Source organism: Enterobacter sp. ECC_219_Taxon_10 (genome assembly GCF_058354905.1).
In genome coordinates this window covers 3,589,136-3,605,915 of sequence record NZ_CM178005.1, presented here as the reverse complement: position 1 = coordinate 3,605,915, position 16,780 = coordinate 3,589,136, and the positions used below count along the sequence as shown (strand labels likewise).

The 16,780-nt window shown below is 61.9% G+C and carries 14 protein-coding genes; 11 read left to right on the top strand and 3 right to left on the bottom strand.

The window, feature by feature from the left end:
- Positions 1–246: 246 nt before the first annotated feature.
- The 10 genes from AC4ICF_RS17085 to iolB all read left to right on the top strand — a co-directional run bounded on the left by AC4ICF_RS17085 (position 247) and on the right by iolB (position 13,357).
- Entirely contained in the window at positions 247–1,752 is a 1,506-nt protein-coding gene (locus tag AC4ICF_RS17085) for a CoA-acylating methylmalonate-semialdehyde dehydrogenase (RefSeq protein WP_316380657.1), read from the top strand.
- An 11-nt stretch (positions 1,753–1,763) separates the two neighbouring features.
- Complete coding sequence (gene iolD / locus AC4ICF_RS17080; protein WP_316380656.1) at positions 1,764–3,689, top strand: 3D-(3,5/4)-trihydroxycyclohexane-1,2-dione acylhydrolase (decyclizing); 1,926 nt, start codon at positions 1,764–1,766, stop codon at positions 3,687–3,689.
- Between the two features lie 289 nt (positions 3,690–3,978).
- The gene (iolG, locus tag AC4ICF_RS17075) at positions 3,979–4,965 is read left to right on the top strand and encodes an inositol 2-dehydrogenase (RefSeq protein WP_116343227.1); all 987 of its coding nucleotides are present in this window, start codon (positions 3,979–3,981) and stop codon (positions 4,963–4,965) included.
- Positions 4,966–4,996: 31 nt separating this feature from the next.
- Positions 4,997–5,926, top strand: a complete 930-nt coding sequence (locus AC4ICF_RS17070) for a sugar ABC transporter substrate-binding protein (RefSeq protein WP_041908742.1) — start codon at positions 4,997–4,999, stop codon at positions 5,924–5,926.
- Positions 5,927–5,974: 48 nt separating this feature from the next.
- The gene (locus AC4ICF_RS17065) at positions 5,975–7,522 is read left to right on the top strand and encodes a sugar ABC transporter ATP-binding protein (RefSeq protein ID WP_163330572.1); all 1,548 of its coding nucleotides are present in this window, start codon (positions 5,975–5,977) and stop codon (positions 7,520–7,522) included.
- A gap of 11 nt (positions 7,523–7,533) precedes the next feature.
- Complete coding sequence (locus AC4ICF_RS17060) at positions 7,534–8,562, top strand: ABC transporter permease (RefSeq protein WP_013098254.1); 1,029 nt, start codon at positions 7,534–7,536, stop codon at positions 8,560–8,562.
- A gap of 8 nt (positions 8,563–8,570) precedes the next feature.
- Positions 8,571–9,704, top strand: a complete 1,134-nt coding sequence (locus AC4ICF_RS17055) for a Gfo/Idh/MocA family protein (protein ID WP_316380655.1) — start codon at positions 8,571–8,573, stop codon at positions 9,702–9,704.
- Between the two features lie 12 nt (positions 9,705–9,716).
- Positions 9,717–11,621, top strand: coding sequence for a bifunctional 5-dehydro-2-deoxygluconokinase/5-dehydro-2-deoxyphosphogluconate aldolase (locus AC4ICF_RS17050; RefSeq protein ID WP_316380654.1), 1,905 nt, complete (start codon positions 9,717–9,719; stop codon positions 11,619–11,621).
- Between the two features lie 11 nt (positions 11,622–11,632).
- Positions 11,633–12,523 (top strand): myo-inosose-2 dehydratase, encoded by an 891-nt coding sequence (gene iolE, locus AC4ICF_RS17045; protein ID WP_316380653.1) that lies wholly within the window; start codon positions 11,633–11,635, stop codon positions 12,521–12,523.
- Between the two features lie 9 nt (positions 12,524–12,532).
- The gene (gene iolB / locus AC4ICF_RS17040) at positions 12,533–13,357 is read left to right on the top strand and encodes a 5-deoxy-glucuronate isomerase (RefSeq protein WP_316380652.1); all 825 of its coding nucleotides are present in this window, start codon (positions 12,533–12,535) and stop codon (positions 13,355–13,357) included.
- Positions 13,358–13,446: 89 nt separating this feature from the next.
- Here the strand turns inward: iolB and AC4ICF_RS17035 are convergent, their stop codons facing one another.
- Together AC4ICF_RS17035 and AC4ICF_RS17030 are read right to left on the bottom strand one after the other, a co-directional pair.
- On the bottom strand, positions 13,447–14,190 hold the full coding sequence (locus AC4ICF_RS17035) for an alpha/beta fold hydrolase (RefSeq protein ID WP_316380651.1): 744 nt from the start codon (positions 14,188–14,190) through the stop codon (positions 13,447–13,449).
- An 11-nt stretch (positions 14,191–14,201) separates the two neighbouring features.
- Positions 14,202–14,663 (bottom strand): DUF6130 family protein, encoded by a 462-nt coding sequence (locus AC4ICF_RS17030; RefSeq protein ID WP_316380650.1) that lies wholly within the window; start codon positions 14,661–14,663, stop codon positions 14,202–14,204.
- A 211-nt stretch (positions 14,664–14,874) separates the two neighbouring features.
- Between AC4ICF_RS17030 and AC4ICF_RS17025 the strand changes: the two genes are divergently transcribed.
- Complete coding sequence (locus AC4ICF_RS17025; protein WP_316380681.1) at positions 14,875–15,600, top strand: SDR family oxidoreductase; 726 nt, start codon at positions 14,875–14,877, stop codon at positions 15,598–15,600.
- Here AC4ICF_RS17025 and AC4ICF_RS17020 read toward each other — a convergent pair.
- Positions 15,597–16,769 (bottom strand): MFS transporter, encoded by a 1,173-nt coding sequence (locus AC4ICF_RS17020; protein WP_316380649.1) that lies wholly within the window; start codon positions 16,767–16,769, stop codon positions 15,597–15,599. The two genes, AC4ICF_RS17025 and AC4ICF_RS17020, sit on opposite strands and share 4 nt — an antisense overlap.
- Between the last annotated feature and the right edge of the window lie 11 nt (positions 16,770–16,780).

Genomic DNA, 16,780 nt, shown 5'->3' with positions numbered 1-16,780 from the left:
CTTTTAAATGTCGGCCATCCATCTGGCAGCAAAAATGAAACAGAAGCTTCAGTCATTTCCTCGCCCGAAATCCTTTAATAGCGCACGTGGCGTCAGTGTTGCTGGCTGTTAACATAAAAATCCATCCTTGATCACAATAATCATCATTTATTTTATTTCAACTTAAAATGGAATATTTGTTTCATATATAGTGTTCAGTACACAGCGTTCAGGTAACAGTCACGTATCAACAGCGAGAGGTTAAGGATGGAGACGGTAGCGAATTTTATTCACGGCGAATGTGTCACCGGTTCAGGCCAGCGCGTTCAGGCGATCTTCAACCCGGCCACCGGCGAGCAAATCCGCCAGGTGGTGATGAGTACGGCGCGGGAAACCGAACAGGCGATTGCCGCCGCGCAGCAGGCGTTTCCTGCGTGGGCGCGCCAGGCTCCGCTTAAGCGCGCGCGCGTGATGTTCCGCTTCAAGGCGCTGCTGGAGGAGAATATGGAGCGTCTGGCCCGCATCATCAGCGAAGAGCACGGCAAGGTCTTCTCCGACGCGGTGGGTGAACTGACCCGCGGCCTGGAAGTAGTAGAATTTGCCTGCGGCATTCCGCATCTGCAAAAGGGCGAACACTCGGCGAATGTCGGTACCGGCGTCGACAGCCACTCGCTTATGCAGCCGCTCGGCGTCTGCGCCGGGATCACGCCGTTTAACTTCCCGGCGATGGTGCCGATGTGGATGTTCCCGATTGCGCTGGCGACCGGGAACACCTTCGTGCTGAAACCCTCTGAAAAAGATCCCTCTCTGGCGCTCGCGCTGGCCCAGCTGCTGAAAGAGGCTGGCCTGCCGGACGGCGTCTTCAACGTGGTGCAGGGAGATAAGGAATCCGTTGACGTACTCCTGACCGACCCGCGCGTGCAGGCGGTGAGCTTTGTCGGCTCCACGCCGATTGCGGAATACATTTACCAGACCGCGTCCGCCCACGGTAAGCGCTGTCAGGCGCTGGGCGGCGCGAAAAACCACTGCATTCTCATGCCGGATGCCGACATGGAGATGGCGGCCAACGCCATTATGGGCGCGGCCTACGGCGCGGCGGGAGAACGCTGCATGGCACTCTCGGTGGTACTGGCTGTGGGGGATAAAACCGCCGATGACCTCTGCGCCCGGCTGGAAAAACAGATTGCCGCGCTGCGCGTCGGGCCGGGCCTGGACCAGACGCCGGAAAACGAAATGGGGCCGCTTATCTCCTCCGCGCACCGCAGCAAGGTGCTGGGCTACATCGACAGCGGCGAGTCGCAGGGGGCAAAACTTCGCGTGGACGGTCGCGGCTTCAGCGTGAAGGGGCACGAGCAGGGCTACTTCGTCGGGCCGACGCTGTTCGATAACGTCACCCCGGAGATGACCATCTATAAAGAAGAAATTTTCGGCCCGGTGCTTTCTGTGGTGCGCGTAGCAGATTACGCCAGCGCGGTGGATCTGATTAACCGCCATGAATATGGTAATGGTTCAGCGATCTTCACCCGCGACGGCGGCTGCGCGCGCCGCTTCTGCGAAGAGGTGCTGGCGGGCATGGTGGGAGTCAACGTGCCGATCCCGGTGCCGATGGCGTTCCACAGCTTCGGCGGCTGGAAGCGCTCGATTTTTGGCGCGCTCAACGTCCACGGCAGCGACGGCGTGCGCTTCTACACCCGAATGAAAACCATCACCGCGCGCTGGCCGGAAATGCAGCAGGAGACAAGCGCTGCGTTCTCCATGCCGACGCTGGGCTGACAGGAGGTTTTATGCAAACCGAACGTATGACCATGGCCCAGGCGCTGGTCCGGTTCCTGAATCAACAGTACGTCAGCGTGGACGGCAACGAAACGCCCTTCGTCGAGGGCGTGGCGACCATCTTTGGGCACGGCAATGTGCTGGGTATCGGCCAGGCGCTGGAGCAGGAGCCCGGTCATCTGAAAATCATGCAGGGGTGCAACGAGCAGGGCATTGCTCATATGGCGACGGGATTCGCCAAACAGCATCGCCGCCAGCGCATTTTTGCCGTCACCTCCTCGGTCGGGCCGGGCGCCGCCAACATGGTGACTGCCGCGGCAACCGCCACCGCGAACCGCATCCCGCTTTTACTGCTGCCGGGCGATATCTATGCCAGCCGCCAGCCGGACCCGGTGCTGCAGCAGATCGAGCAGTATCACGACCTCAGCATCAGCACCAACGACTGCTTCCGTCCGGTCTCCCGCTACTGGGACCGCATTAACCGGCCGGAGCAGCTGATGAGCGCCATGTTAAGCGCGATGCGAACGCTTACTGACCCCGCCAATACCGGGGCGGTGACCATCTGCCTGCCGCAGGACGTGCAGGGAGAAGCCTGGGATTACCCGCTGAGCTTCTTCGCGCGTCGCGTGCACCACATTGAGCGTCGTCCGCCTGACCCGCAGCGTCTGGCGCAGGCGCGGGCGCTGATCGCCCGCAAACGTCGTCCGCTGGTGGTGTGCGGCGGCGGCGTGCGCTATTCCGGCGCGCATGAGGCGTTTCGCGAATTTGTCGAGACGCTGCAGCTGCCGTTTGCCGAAACCCAGGCCGGAAAGGGGGCGCTGGTAAGTGACCACCCACTTAACCTGGGCGGTGTAGGGGTGACGGGGGGAATGGCCGCTAACCAGCTTGCGCCACAGGCCGACCTGGTGATCGGCATCGGCACCCGCCTGACCGATTTTACCACCGGCTCTAAGGCGCTCTTTTCCCACCCGGACGTTGAATTCCTGCTGCTGAACGTGGCCGAGTTTGACGCCCTGAAGCTGGACGCCACCGCGCTGATTGCCGATGCCCAAACCGGACTCCAGGCATTAACCCACGCGCTCAGGGATTACCGCAGCGGCTGGGGAGAGGCGATCGCCGAGGCGAAGTCCGCCTGGCGCGACGAGTGCTGCCGCCTGTGGGATCGCCAGTGGCGTCCTGGCGACGCGCCTGAAGTGGCGGGGCACCTGGATGCGCAGCTGGCGGAGTACGGCGAGACGCTCAACACCCGCCTGACCCAGACGCGGGTGCTGGGGCTGATCAACCAACATGTTGAAGATAACGCCGTTGTGGTGGGCGCGGCCGGTTCGCTGCCGGGCGATTTACAGCGCCTCTGGCAGGTCAAAACGCCTGACAGCTATCACCTGGAGTACGGCTACTCCTGCATGGGCTACGAGATTGCGGCGGCCATCGGCGCGAAGCTCGCCAGACCCGGGCTGCCGGTGTACGCCATGGTGGGGGATGGTTCCTACATGATGCTGCACTCCGAGCTGCAAACCGCTGTGCAGGAGGGGATTAAGGTCACCGTTTTGCTGTTTGATAACGCCAGCTTCGGCTGCATTAACAACCTGCAGATGGGGCACGGGATGGGCAGCTTTGGCACGGAAAATCGCCATCGCAACCCGGAAACCGGGCGGCTCGATGGGCCGCTGGTAAAGGTCGATTTTGCGCAAAACGCGGAGAGCTACGGCTGCCGCGCGTGGCGGGTGAACGACGAGCAAACCCTGCTGGCGGCGCTGGAGGCATCACGGGCGCATCCGGGCCCGACGCTGCTGGACATCAAGGTGCTGCCGAAGACCATGACCCACGATTACGCCTCCTGGTGGCGAACCGGTGACGCGCAGGTGGCAGAGTCGTCTGCCGTGCGTGAGGCCGCGGAGCACACCCAGGCGCAGGTGAAAAAAGCCCGCCAGTATTGAGATTTCACTTCGTAACGAAATTTTTATTTCATTTTTATTTTCCCCTCACCCTAACCCTCTCCCACAGGGAGAGGGGACGGATCGGTGCGGTTTTTTCTCCCTCGCCCCTTTGTAATGGCGGGGGCATCTCTCCCGTCATGTTGTGAGATTGATAACAAAATTTATCTCATTCATCTCAAAAGTGTTAACCCGCACTCAAAAACATAATTTTCACTATTTATAAAAATGAAATAAATGTTTTATTTATAGGGTCGTTAGTTCACAGCATTCACCAACACCGGGAGCCGTTATGTTTAACATTGCTTTACTGGGCGCTGGCCGAATTGGCCAGGTACATGCAGCTAACATCGCCAGCCACGGCGCGACCACGCTCTGGTCCGTGGTTGACCCGAATCAGGAATTTGCCACCCGTCTCGCCACGCAGTATCAGGCCCGCCAGCAGAGCCTGAACGAGGCGATGACCGACCCTAACGTTCACGCCGTGCTGATTGCCTCCGCCACCGATACCCACGCGGATCTGATTGAAATGGCCGCCCGCCACGGCAAGGCTATCTTCTGCGAAAAGCCGGTCCACCTTGACCTCGCCCGCGTGCGCGACTGCCTGAAGGTGGTTAAAGAGTACGACGTGCCGCTGTTCATCGGCTTTAACCGCCGCTTTGACCCGCAGTTCCGCCGCGTGAAAACCGACGCCCAGGCCGGGCGCATCGGCAAACCGGAATCGCTGCTCATCATCTCCCGCGATCCGTCTCCGCCGCCCGCAGAGTACGTGCGCGTCTCCGGCGGCATGTTTCGCGATATGACCATTCACGACTTCGACATGGCCCGCTTCATCATGGGCGAAGAGCCGGTGTCGGTGTATGCCCAGGGCAGCAACCTGGTGGATCCGGCGATTGGCGAGGCGGGGGATATCGACACCGCGTTTATCGTTCTGAAATACGCCTCCGGCGCAATGGCGACCATCGTCAACAGCCGCCGCTCATCTTACGGCTACGACCAGCGCCTGGAGCTGCACGGCTCCGAAGGCCTTCTGTGCGCGGGCAATATCCTGGAAAACCAGGTGCAGCACTATGGCAAACAGGGCTGCACCAGCGCGCTGCCGGAACACTTCTTCCTGCAGCGCTACAAATCCGCTTACGCCGCGGAATGGGAGCACTTTGTTGCGGTATTACGCGGCGAAGCGGTGCCTGACTGCAGCGGCGATGATGGTGAACGTGCGCTGTACCTTGCGGATAAAGCGCTGGAGTCGCTGCGCAGCCAGCGCGAGATCGTCCTCTAAACACACCAACCCTACACAGAGAGACATAATAATGAAAAAACTGATCTTAGCCGCCCTCATCGCCATGACGTCCGGGGCTGCCCTCGCCGAAAACGAGCAGATTGTTTTCAGTACGCCAAACCTGGCGATGCCGTTTGAAGTTCACATGCAGCGCACGGCGGTGAAAGCCGCGAAAGAGATGGGCGTGAAGCTTCAGGTACTGGACGGGCAGGGCAGTTCACCGAAGCAGGTGGCTGACCTGGAAAACGCCATCACCCGCGGGGCGCAGGGTTTTATCGTCTCCCCGAACGACGTCAACGCAGTCTCAAGCGCGGTGGATGAAATTCAGGATGCGAAGCTGCCGGTGGTCACCCTTGACCGCTCCGTCGACAGTCAGAAGAAAGTGCCGCACTTTGGCGCCAACAACTACAAGGGCGGCCAGGCGATTGGCGACTTCGTCAAAACCAAATTCCCCGACGGCGCGGAGATCATTCTGCTGACCGGCCAGCCGGGCTCCTCCTCCAACATCGAACGCACCAAAGGGATCCGCGACAGCCTGAAGGCGGGCGGGGATAAGTACAAGATCGTCGCCGATCAGACCGGCAACTGGATGCGTTCCGAAGGGATGCGCATCGTTGAAAGCGTGCTGCCCTCGCTGCCGAAACGTCCGCAGGTGATCCTCTCCGCTAACGACGACATGGCGCTGGGGGCGATTGAAGCGCTGCAAAGCCAGGGCGTGAAGCCGGGTGAGATCCTCGTAACCGGGTTTGATGCGGTGCCGGAAGCGCTGGCCCGCGTGCGCGACGGCTGGCTGGCGGTAACGGCGGATCAGCGTCCGGGCTTTGCGGTGCAGACGGCGATGAGCCAGCTGGTGGCCAATGTACGCGAGAAGAAAGCCATCACCGGGGCCGACTACCCGCCGACGCTGATCACCAAAGAGAACCTGCAGCAGGCTGAGCGTATCGGTGAGGCCGGTAACTGATATGTCCCGAGCCGCCTTTGGCGGCTCATCATGAGGAGGAGCAGACCGATGTCGCAACCCTTACTGAAAGTGACCGACCTGGCAAAAAGCTTTTCCGGCGTCTGGGCGCTGAGCAGCGCCCAACTGACCGTCGGCGCGGGGGAGATCCACGCCCTGCTGGGGGAAAACGGGGCGGGAAAATCCACGCTACTGAAGGCGCTCGCGGGCGCGCAGCCGCAAACCCGCGGGGAGATCTGGTTCAACGGCGAAACGCTGCCGGTGGACGACTCCCCGGTGGAACGCCAGAACAAGGGCATTATCACCATCTATCAGGAATTCAACCTGCTGCCTAACATGACCGTCGCGGAAAACATGTTTCTCGGGCGCGAGCCGCGTAAACGTAACCTGATCGTAGACGAAAAGGCGGTCAACCAGGAGGCGCAGGTTATTCTCGATTACCTGCAACTGAACGTTGCGCCGACCACGCCGGTGGCCCGTCTGAGCGTCGCCCAGCAGCAGATGGTGGAGATCGCCCGCGCGCTGACCCTCAACGCCCGGTTAATCATCATGGACGAACCTTCCGCCGCGCTGAGCGACAGCGAGGTGGAAAGCCTGCACCGCGTGGTGCGCGAGCTTAAAAACCGCGGCGTGAGCATTATTTATGTTACCCACCGTCTGCACGAAGTTTTCCAGCTCTGCGATCGCTTCACCGTTTTCCAGGACGGCCGTTTCACCGGCACCGGCGCGGTGGCGGAGACTAACGTCGAACAGCTGATCCGACTGATGGTCGGGCGCGACGTGGCCTTTAACCGCCGCCCCGCCAGCGAAACCCATCATGAAGACAAACCCGTCCGCCTGGCGGTGAAGGGGCTGAGCCGCGAAAAGCCGCCGCTGGATCCGCACGGTATCGCCCTGCACGACATCAGCTTCCACGTCCACGCCGGGGAGGTATTAGGCATTGCCGGGCTGGTGGGCGCGGGGCGTACCGAGGTGGCGCGCTGCCTGTTTGGTGCAGACGCGTTTACCTCGGGGAGCTTTGAGCTGGACGGCGTGCCTTACCAGCCGCGCGACCCGCTGTATGCCCTCGATCAGGGCGTGGCGCTGGTGCCGGAAGATCGCAAAAAAGAGGGGGCGGTGCTGGGGCTGTCGATTCGCGACAACCTGTCGCTCTCCTGTCTCTCCTCGCTGCTGCAGTGGCGCTGGTTCGTGAACACCCGCAAAGAGGACGATCTGATTGAGTCCTACCGCCAGGCGCTGCAGATCAAAATGGTCAACAGCGCGCAGGAGGTGCGCAAGCTCTCCGGCGGCAACCAGCAAAAAGTGATCCTTGCGCGCTGCATGGCGCTCAACCCGCGGGTGCTGATCGTCGATGAGCCGACGCGCGGCATCGACGTGGGGACCAAATCGGAAGTGCACCAGGTGCTGTTTGACATGGCGAAAAAGGGCGTGGCGGTGATCGTGATCTCCTCCGATCTGCCTGAAGTGATGGCGGTGTCTGACCGGATCATCACCCTCAGCGAAGGCCGGGTGACCGGCGAGATCCACGGTGACGACGCTAACGAAGAACGGCTGATGACGATGATGGCCATCAACCACAACGCCCTGAACGCGGCATAACGGAGTTTCTCATGACGCAGATGATTTCTAAAACGCAGGCCCCGGTCAAACGCGCCGGACGCATCGATCCCATCGCCTTCTTCGAGCGCTTCGGGGTGCTGATTTTCATGATCCTGCTGCTGATCTTCTTCCAGTCGCAGAACAGCAACTTTTTCTCTGAACGCAATATTTTCAACATCCTGACCGAAGTCTCCATCTACGGGATCATGGCCGTGGGGATGACGTTCGTCATTCTGACCGCCGGGATCGACCTCTCCGTGGGCTCCATTCTGGCGGTGTGCGCAATGACCGCAGCGTACGTGATCAAGGGTGATAACTTCACCACCGTAGACCCGAACGCCTGGGGCGGCATGAGCTGGCTGATCGGCCTGGGGATATGTCTGGCCATGGGCACGGCGATTGGCTTCCTGCACGGCCTGGGCGTCACCCGCCTGCGCCTGCCGCCGTTCATCGTCACCCTCGGCGGGATGACCATCTGGCGCGGCCTGACGCTGGTGATTAACGACGGCGCGCCGATCGCCGGTTTCGATCAGGGCTACCGCTGGTGGGGGCGCGGGGAGCTGCTCGGCATCTCCATTCCGATCTGGATCTTTGCCATCGTCGCCGTCGGCGGCTATCTGGCGCTGCACAAAACCCGCTGGGGCCGCTTCGTCTACGCCATCGGTGGCAACCCGGAGGCGGCGCGCCTGGCGGGGGTCAACGTCAAGCGCGTGCTGGTCAGCGTCTACGTGCTGATCGGCTGTCTGGCGGGTCTGGCGGGCTTCATCCTGAGCGCGCGTCTGGGAAGCGCCGAGGCGGTGGCCGGGATCTCCTTTGAACTGCGCGTCATCGCCTCGGTGGTGATCGGCGGTACCTCGCTGATGGGCGGCTACGGGCGCATCGGCGGCACCATTATCGGCTCCATCATAATGGGTATTCTGATTAACGGCCTGGTGCTGATGAACGTCTCGGCCTACTACCAGCAGATTATCACCGGATTAATTATCGTTCTGGCGGTGGCGTTTGACACCTACGCCAAGAGCCGTCGCGGCGCACTGTGAGGATCACGATGAAAGAGGTTCGTATTGGATTAATTGGCACCGGGTATATCGGCAAGGCGCACGCTATCGCCTATGCCCAGGCCCCGACGGTGTTCAACCTGCGTGGCAGGCTGATGCGCGAGATGGTGGCGGAAGTCACGCCGGAGCTGGCGGCAGAGCGCGCGCGGGCGTTTGGCTTCAACCGCTCCACGGGCGACTGGCGGGCGCTGGTGGCCGACCCGGCCATTGACGTGGTGGATATTTGCTCACCTAACCACCTGCATAAGGAGATAGCGCTGGAGGCGATCCGCCACGGCAAGCACGTCTACTCGGAGAAGCCGCTGGCGCTTAACGCCCACGACGCGCGCGAGATGGTCGACGCCGCGAAGCGGGCCGGTGTGAAAACGCTGGTGGGGTTCAACTACATGAAGAACCCGACGGCGCAGCTGGCGAAGGAGATTATTGCCCGCGGCGAGATTGGCGAAGTGATCCACTTCTACGGCACCCACAACGAAGACTATATGGCCGACCCGCGCGTCCCCATTCACTGGCACTGCTTTAAAGAGACCGCCGGGCTGGGCGCACTGGGCGACCTCGCGGCGCATATCGTCAATATGGCCCAATACCTGGTGGGGGATATCGAGCAGGTCTGCGGCGATCTGAAGATCGTGGTCCCTGAACGCCCGGCGAAGGCCGGATCGTCAGAGATGATTGCCGTCGAAAACGAGGACCAGGCCCACGCGATGGTGCGTTTTGCGGGCGGTGCGCAGGGCGTGATTGAAACCTCCCGCGTTGCCTGCGGCCGCAAGATGGGGCTGTCGTACGTCATCACCGGGACGAAAGGCGCCATCAGCTTCACCCAGGAGCGCATGGCGGAGCTGAAGCTTTATCTGCATGACGATCCGGTGAACCGTCAGGGGTTCCGTACGCTGCTCGTCGGCCCGGCGCACCCGGAATACGCCGCGTTCTGCATGGGTGCGGGCCACGGGATTGGCTTTAACGATCAAAAAACGGTGGAGGTGCGCGACCTGGTGGACGGGATTGCCGCCGACGCGCCGATGTGGCCGGACTTCGAAGAGGGCTGGAAGGTGTCGCGCGTGCTGGACGCGATTGCGCTCTCGCACCGGGAAGGCCGCTGGCTGAACGTGAACGACATTGTCTGATGAGGTATCAACGTGGAAAAGCAGTTTGATGTGATATGCATGGGCCGCGTGGCGGTAGACCTCTACAGCCAGCAGATTGGTGCCCGTCTGGAGGACGCGTCGAGCTTCGCCAAATATCTCGGCGGGTCATCGGGTAACGTGGCGTACGGCACCGCGCGTCAGGGTTTACGCTCGTCGATGCTGGCGCGCGTCGGCGATGAACATATGGGCCGCTTCCTACGCGAAGAGCTCAACCAGGTGGGCTGCGATACCAGCCATCTGATTACCGATAAACAACGCCTCACGGCGCTGGTGCTACTCGGCATTAAAGACCGGGACACCTTTCCACTGATTTTTTATCGCGATAACTGCGCGGACATGGCGATTACCGCCAGCGATGTGGACGAAAGCTACATTGCCTCCGCACGTTGTCTTGCCATCACCGGGACTCACCTTTCTCATCCGCAGACTCGCGAGGCGGTGCTGACGGCGCTGGGCTATGCCCGCCGTCACGGCGTGCGCACGGTGCTGGACATCGACTACCGTCCGGTGCTGTGGGGGCTCACCTCCTTAGGCGACGGCGAAACGCGCTTTATCGCCGCCGATAAGGTCACCCGCGAGCTGCAGGAGGTGCTGCACCTCTTCGACGTCATTGTCGGCACCGAAGAGGAGTTTCACATTGCGGGCGGCAGCACGGATACCCTGCAGGCGCTGGGGCAGGTGCGCGCCGTCAGTGACGCAGCGCTGGTCTGCAAACGCGGCGCGCTCGGCTGCTCGGTCTACACCGACGCCATTCCGCCCCGGCTGGACGACGGCCTGACGGTCACCGGCGTGCGCGTGGAGGTGTTGAACGTCCTCGGCGCGGGGGACGCGTTTATGTCCGGCCTGCTGCGCGGCTACCTGAACGACGAGGGCTGGGAGCAGGCGTGCCGCTACGCCAACGCCTGCGGCGCGCTGGTGGTCTCGCGCCACGGCTGCGCCCCGGCGATGCCGAGCAAAATCGAGCTGGATGACTATCTTTCCCGCGCCGCGAACGTGCCGCGCCCGGATCTCGACCCGCGTCTTAACCATCTGCACCGGGTGACCACCCGCCGCCGCGAATGGCCGGAGCTGTGCGTGATGGCCTTCGATCACCGCAGCCAGCTTGAGGATATGGCGATGCAGTGCGGCGCGTCGCTTAAGCGCATTCCGGCGCTGAAGCAGCTGATCCTTCAGGCCAGCCGCGAGGCGGCGAGCCGCGCCGGGCTGGAGGGCAAAGCCGGTCTGCTGTGCGACGGCACCTTTGGTCAGGACGCGCTGAACGCGATCACCGGGGAAGGGTGGTGGATTGGTCGCCCCATCGAGCTGCCGGGCTCCCGGCCGCTGGAGATGGAGCACGGCAACATCGGCACCCAGCTTATCAGCTGGCCGCAGGAGCACGTGGTGAAGTGTCTGGTCTTCTTCCATCCGGAAGATGCCCACGGCCTGCGCCTGGAACAGGAGCAGAAAATTGCCGAGGTGTACCACGCCTGCTGCCGGTCCGGGCACGAGCTGCTGCTGGAGGTGATCCTGCCTGCGACCATGCCGCGCAGCGACGAGCTCTACCTACGCGCCATCTCCCGCTTCTACAACCTGGGCATCTACCCGGACTGGTGGAAGTTGCCGCCGCTTTCCGCCGACGGCTGGACGGCGCTGAGCGAGATTATCGACCGCCGGGACCCGCACTGCCGCGGGGTGGTGATCCTCGGCCTGGACGCCCCGGCAGAACAGCTGCGCGCCGGCTTCAAAGCCGCAGCGGGGCAGCCGCTGGTAAAAGGCTTCGCCGTGGGGCGCACGCTGTTTGGCGATGCCTCCCGCGCGTGGCTGAAGCACGATATTGACGATGCGCAGCTGGTGGCGCGCATTCGGGACAACTACCTGCAGCTTATCGCCTGGTGGCGCGAGCGCGGACACGCATAATGGAGACGACAATGAGTGTGCAATTAGGCATTAACCCGCTGACGTGGACGAACGACGATCTGCCTTCCCTCGGCGCGGAGACGTCGCTGGAGACCTGCCTGAGCGAAGGTAAAGAGGCCGGTTTTGCCGGCTTCGAGCTGGGCAATAAATTCCCGCGCGAAGCGCGCCTGCTCGGCCCCATCCTGCAACGCCACGACCTGCAGCTGGTCTCCGGCTGGTACTCCGGCCGCCTGCTGGAGCGCAGCGTGGAGGAGGAGATCGCCGCCGTGCAGTCCCACCTGACGCTGCTGCGCGAGCTGGGAGCGAAGGTGCTGGTCTTTGCAGAGGTCAGCGGCTGCATTCACGGCGAGCAGCAGACCCCGGTGTATCTGCGCCCGCGCTTCCCGCATGAGCGCTGGAAGGAGTACGGCGAGAAGCTCACCGAATTTGCCTGCTACACCCAGCAGCAGGGGGTGCAGATTGCCTACCATCACCATATGGGCACGGTGATTGAGTCCGCCGAGGACGTGGACAACCTGATGGCCCACACCGGCGACGAGGTTGGACTGCTGCTGGATACCGGCCACCTGACCTTTGCCGGGGCCGATCCGCTGGCGGTAGCGCAGCGCTGGGCGTCGCGCATCAACCACGTTCACTGCAAAGACGTGCGCGCCGACGTGCTGGCGGACGTCAAAAACCGCAAAACCAGCTTCCTCGATGCGGTGCTGAGCGGCGTGTTTACCGTGCCGGGCGACGGCTGCGTCGATTACCCGCCGATTATGCGGCTGCTGAAGGCGCAGGATTATCACGGCTGGCTGGTAGTCGAGGCGGAGCAGGATCCGGCGATTGCCCATCCGCTGACCTACGCCCGTCTGGGGTACAACAACCTGAGCCGCCTGGCGCGCGACGCCGGACTGATTTGAGGAGGGGACATGTCACGTCTGTTATCACGCTGGCAACAGCCGAACACGGAGGGGCGAACCCAGTCCGTTACGCCGGAAAGCGCGGGGTGGGGCTACGTCGGGTTTGAGGCGTATGAGCTGCATGAGGGGCAGACGCTGACGCTGCCCGCCGTCAGCGAAGAGCGCTGTCTGGTGCTGGTCGCCGGGCGCGCCTCTATCACCACTCCTTCCGCGCAGTTTAACGATATCGGCGAGCGGATGAGCCCCTTCGAGCGCATCAAACCGTGGGCGGTGTACGTCACTCCGCAGGAAACGGTGCAGGTGAAGGCGCTGACGAAGCTTGAGCTGGCGGTCTGCGCCGCGCCGGGCAAGGGCACGTATCCGACGCGGCTGATAGCCCCGCAGGACATCGACGCCGAGGCGCGCGGCAAGGGCCACAACCAGCGCTACGTGCACAACATTCTGCCAGAAGACAAACCGGCTGACAGCCTGCTGGTGGTGGAGGTATGGACTAACGAGGGCTGCACCAGCTCGTACCCGAGCCACAAGCACGATACGGATAACTCGCCTCAGGAGACGTATCTGGAGGAGACCTACTACCATCGCCTCAATCCGGAGCAGGGGTTCTGCATGCAGCGGGTCTACACCGACGACAGAACGCTGGATGAGTGTATGGCGGTCTACAATCGCGACGTGGTGATGGTGCCGAAGGGATATCACCCGGTGGCGACGATGGCCGGGTATGACAGTTACTACCTTAACGTGATGGCCGGCCCGGTGCGCAAATGGATGTTTACGTGGGAAAAGGACCACGCGTGGATTAATCGTGATTATCCCGCGGATGGTGGGGGCTGAGACGGCCTTTTTTGTCGGGTGGCGCTGCACTTACCCGACCTACGAAATCGTAGGCCCGTGCAAGCGTAGCGCCGCCGGGCGAATTGTCCTCAGTGCATCCGCCTCGCCTGCTCAATCGTCCGGGCGATGGCCTCCGGTTGGCTTACCATCGACACGTGGCTCGCCGCCACCTCGGCCGTTTTCGCATGGATCGTCTTCGCCATGGCGCGCTCAAGCTCCGGGTTGATCATTCGGTCATTCTTGCTGACCACAAACCAGCTTGGTTTATCATGCCACGCCGCGTGGGTGACCTTTTCACCAAACGCATCGGCCTTAATTGGCCCCTGCGTGGCCGCGATAGCGTTTTGTTCTTCTGGCTTCACATCCGGCGCGAAGTCCTTCCTGACGGCTCCTGTCGGCAGGTATAAATAACCGTCTGCCGTTTTGGTGATGCCCGCGCTGCCCGGCGGTGCAGGGTAGCTTCCTGCCAAATCTGCCGTCGACTGGCCTGAATCCGGCGCGAACGCCGCCACATACACCAGCGATTTCACCCGCGCATCGTTGCCCGCCTCGCTAATCACAGTGCCGCCCCAGGAGTGGCCCACCAGCACCACGTCGCCTTGCGCCCGGGAGATGGCCCGTTTTGTGGCCGCAACGTCGTCCCTGAGAGAGGTGAGCGGGAGCTGGACGGCAATCACCTCATCGTGCTGCTTCTGCAGCAGGGCGATCACCTTATTCCAGCTGCTGCCGTCGGCAAACGCGCCGTGCACCAGCACAACGCTGGTTTTACTCTGTGCAAAGGCGCTGGCGGAAAGGGCCAGCAGGCCCGCCGTCACTACAGACAGTGCTTTCATCTTCAGACTCCTTAAAAATGGTGGACCGCCGCGTGGGGCGGAACGATGAATTCAATGGTTTTGTGATCGAGCGGCTTGTGCGTCGGGTCGGCCAGGATAATCGTTACCTTGTGCTTGCCGGCGGGCAGTCCCACCAGGATCACCGGCTCGCCGCTGGCGTCAGCCCAGTGCCACGGCGCGCCGTCCACCACCACGTGAATGTGTCCGATACGCGGGGTCACCTTGAGCGCCTCGGGGCCGAACACCGGTTCGATGCGCAGGTTTTCGGCCCGGTACTGAATAAACACCGCGCCTTTGCTCAGCGGGCCAGCGAGCGGGGGATCGACGATCAGCCTGGCGGGCGGCTGCGGGTGTTCCAGCGGCGCAACGGCGGCAGGGCCGTTAACGTCGGCGGCGCTGAGGCCGCTCAGGGGGGCAGCGCAGACGGAAGACGTCAGGGCGAGCACAGGAAGTAACAGATGCTTGCGAATCATTTCGGTATCTCCTCGTGGGTAATGTCACGAGAGACAGCAGACCATTTTTATGTATCGCGTCTGTTTGCTTATGCGGGATTTTTGTATCGACGCGTAAGCCTGGTGGGAGAGATACAGTGCGATACATTCTGCCCGGGCACAGCAGGACGTTTGCTGGCATGGTGTCTCCAGGCGCATCCATCGGGTGCGGAAACTAACCGGAGAAAACATGATGAATAGTCAAAAAGTCGCTTTGGTTTTCGGCGGGGCGCGTGGTATTGGCGCGGCTATTGCGGCGCGGCTGGCGAAGGAAGGGTATCGCGTTGCCGTGACGTGGGTATCAGGCCCGGATCGGGCTAATGCGCTTGTCTCATCCATTGCTGATGCGGGCGGGCAGGCGCTGGCAATTAACGCGGATAGCGCGGATGCTGCCGCTATACAGGCTGCGGTTGATACCACAGTTAGACATTACGGCAGGCTGGATGTCGCCGTAGTGAACGCAGGCGTACTGCGGCTGGGGATGCTTGAGGAATACTCGCTGGAAGATCTGGATGCCACGCTGTCGGTGAACGTGCGCGGCGTTTTCCTCTCCATTCAGGCGGCGGTAAAAGGGATGGCGGAAGGCGGAAGAGTGATCACCATTGGCAGCAACACCGCAGTGCGGACCGGGCATGCGGGAAGCAGCGTTTACGCAATGAGTAAAGCCGCGGTGGCTGCGATGGTGCAGAACCTGGCGCTGGATCTGGCACCTAAGCGGATCACTATTAACAATATCCAGCCCGGCCCCATCGCCACGGATATGACGGCCGGAATGGCGGAGCAGATCGTGGCGCATATCCCTTTGCAGCGCATCGGGCAGCCGGACGAGATCGCATCGCTTGCCGCATGGCTTGCTGGCGAGGAGTCCGGATATATGACGGGGGCGAGCCTGACAATTGACGGTGGCTTTGTGCTCTAGTCGCTCAGGGCTGGGAGGCCCTGTTGCTGTTGCGATCTCAACATACTTACGGCCAGGCCCGCGATAATTAACGTCAGGCTCATCGAAAACCACAATGTGCCCGTAATACCCAGCGTTTTATTCAGCCATGCAAAGGCAAACGGAGAAGCTGCGGCCATCAGCTGCCCCGGGATGAGAAGCATTCCTGTACGGCTGGCGTAACGTTCCGCGCTGAACAGCTCCAGCGGCAGGGTCGCTTTGATAATGGTTACCAGCCCGTTAATTGCGCCATAGCCCAGCACAAATCCGGCGGCACACCAGACAAACAGGGTGCTGCTCAGCCCGATGAGAAAACAAAGCGGCATGGCAATGGCAGTAAAAAGCGTAAGTTTTAAAGGGGTTAAGCGTGCTCCCGCCAGTACCTCCATAAAGCGCGCGCCCGTCTGGCCGATCCCCCACAGCATGCCGACCGCGACCGGCAGGCCGAAACTGGCGATAAACTCGGGGAGGTGGGTAGAGGTCCCGCTTGAGACAAAGGTAATGAGCGCAATAAAGGTCGCATACAGCCAGCCGTTACGCCTGTCTTGGGGCGAGACCGGCGCGCTCGCTTTTGGCTTCACCGCAAAGCGCTGACGCGGGAAGTGGCGAAGAAGCAGGGCGCTCAGTAATCCGGACAGGGCGTAGACCTTCAGCGCGTCCTGCCATGCCATCACATTGAGTAAAGCCTCTCCCAGCGGCCAGAAGACGGCGGACGCCAGCCCGCCCATCAGCGTAATACGTGAGATGGTCCCGCGTGCCTGCTGGCCGTACAGGTTAACCAGCGCGGCGAACAGTGCGTCATACAGCGACAGGCGCATCCCGAGGCCGCACAGTAGCCAGGCGCAGTACCAGCCAGACAGCGTCCGGGTATACGCCATACCGGCGCAGCTTGCAGCAATCAGCAGCGTTCCGCCCATCACCACCCTCTGTCCGCCAAAACGTGCCAGCAGACGGGCGACGTAAGGGGAGACCGCCGCCATCACCAGCATCGCCAGCGTCAGGCCGAGGTAAATCTGCGGTGCTGACCAACCCCGATCGGCTGAAATCGCCCGCGCAAAGGTGCCGGGCATATAAAATGAGATCCCCCAGTTGAGGAGTTGATGACATCCGGCAGTGAGGGCAAGGCGACGAGGCAGGGCAGGTGTTTCCATTGTTTTTCATT

Coding starts and splice junctions, on each gene's coding strand:
- AC4ICF_RS17060 (WP_013098254.1), top strand. CDS start 7,534: ATGACGCAGATGATTTCTAAAACGCAGGCCCCGGTCAAACGCGCCGGA.
- AC4ICF_RS17030 (WP_316380650.1), bottom strand. CDS start 14,663: ATGATTCGCAAGCATCTGTTACTTCCTGTGCTCGCCCTGACGTCTTCC.
- AC4ICF_RS17085 (WP_316380657.1), top strand. CDS start 247: ATGGAGACGGTAGCGAATTTTATTCACGGCGAATGTGTCACCGGTTCA.
- iolG (WP_116343227.1), top strand. CDS start 3,979: ATGTTTAACATTGCTTTACTGGGCGCTGGCCGAATTGGCCAGGTACAT.
- iolB (WP_316380652.1), top strand. CDS start 12,533: ATGTCACGTCTGTTATCACGCTGGCAACAGCCGAACACGGAGGGGCGA.
- AC4ICF_RS17020 (WP_316380649.1), bottom strand. CDS start 16,769: ATGGAAACACCTGCCCTGCCTCGTCGCCTTGCCCTCACTGCCGGATGT.
- iolE (WP_316380653.1), top strand. CDS start 11,633: ATGAGTGTGCAATTAGGCATTAACCCGCTGACGTGGACGAACGACGAT.
- AC4ICF_RS17025 (WP_316380681.1), top strand. CDS start 14,875: ATGAATAGTCAAAAAGTCGCTTTGGTTTTCGGCGGGGCGCGTGGTATT.
- AC4ICF_RS17055 (WP_316380655.1), top strand. CDS start 8,571: ATGAAAGAGGTTCGTATTGGATTAATTGGCACCGGGTATATCGGCAAG.
- AC4ICF_RS17035 (WP_316380651.1), bottom strand. CDS start 14,190: ATGAAAGCACTGTCTGTAGTGACGGCGGGCCTGCTGGCCCTTTCCGCC.
- AC4ICF_RS17070 (WP_041908742.1), top strand. CDS start 4,997: ATGAAAAAACTGATCTTAGCCGCCCTCATCGCCATGACGTCCGGGGCT.
- AC4ICF_RS17065 (WP_163330572.1), top strand. CDS start 5,975: ATGTCGCAACCCTTACTGAAAGTGACCGACCTGGCAAAAAGCTTTTCC.
- iolD (WP_316380656.1), top strand. CDS start 1,764: ATGCAAACCGAACGTATGACCATGGCCCAGGCGCTGGTCCGGTTCCTG.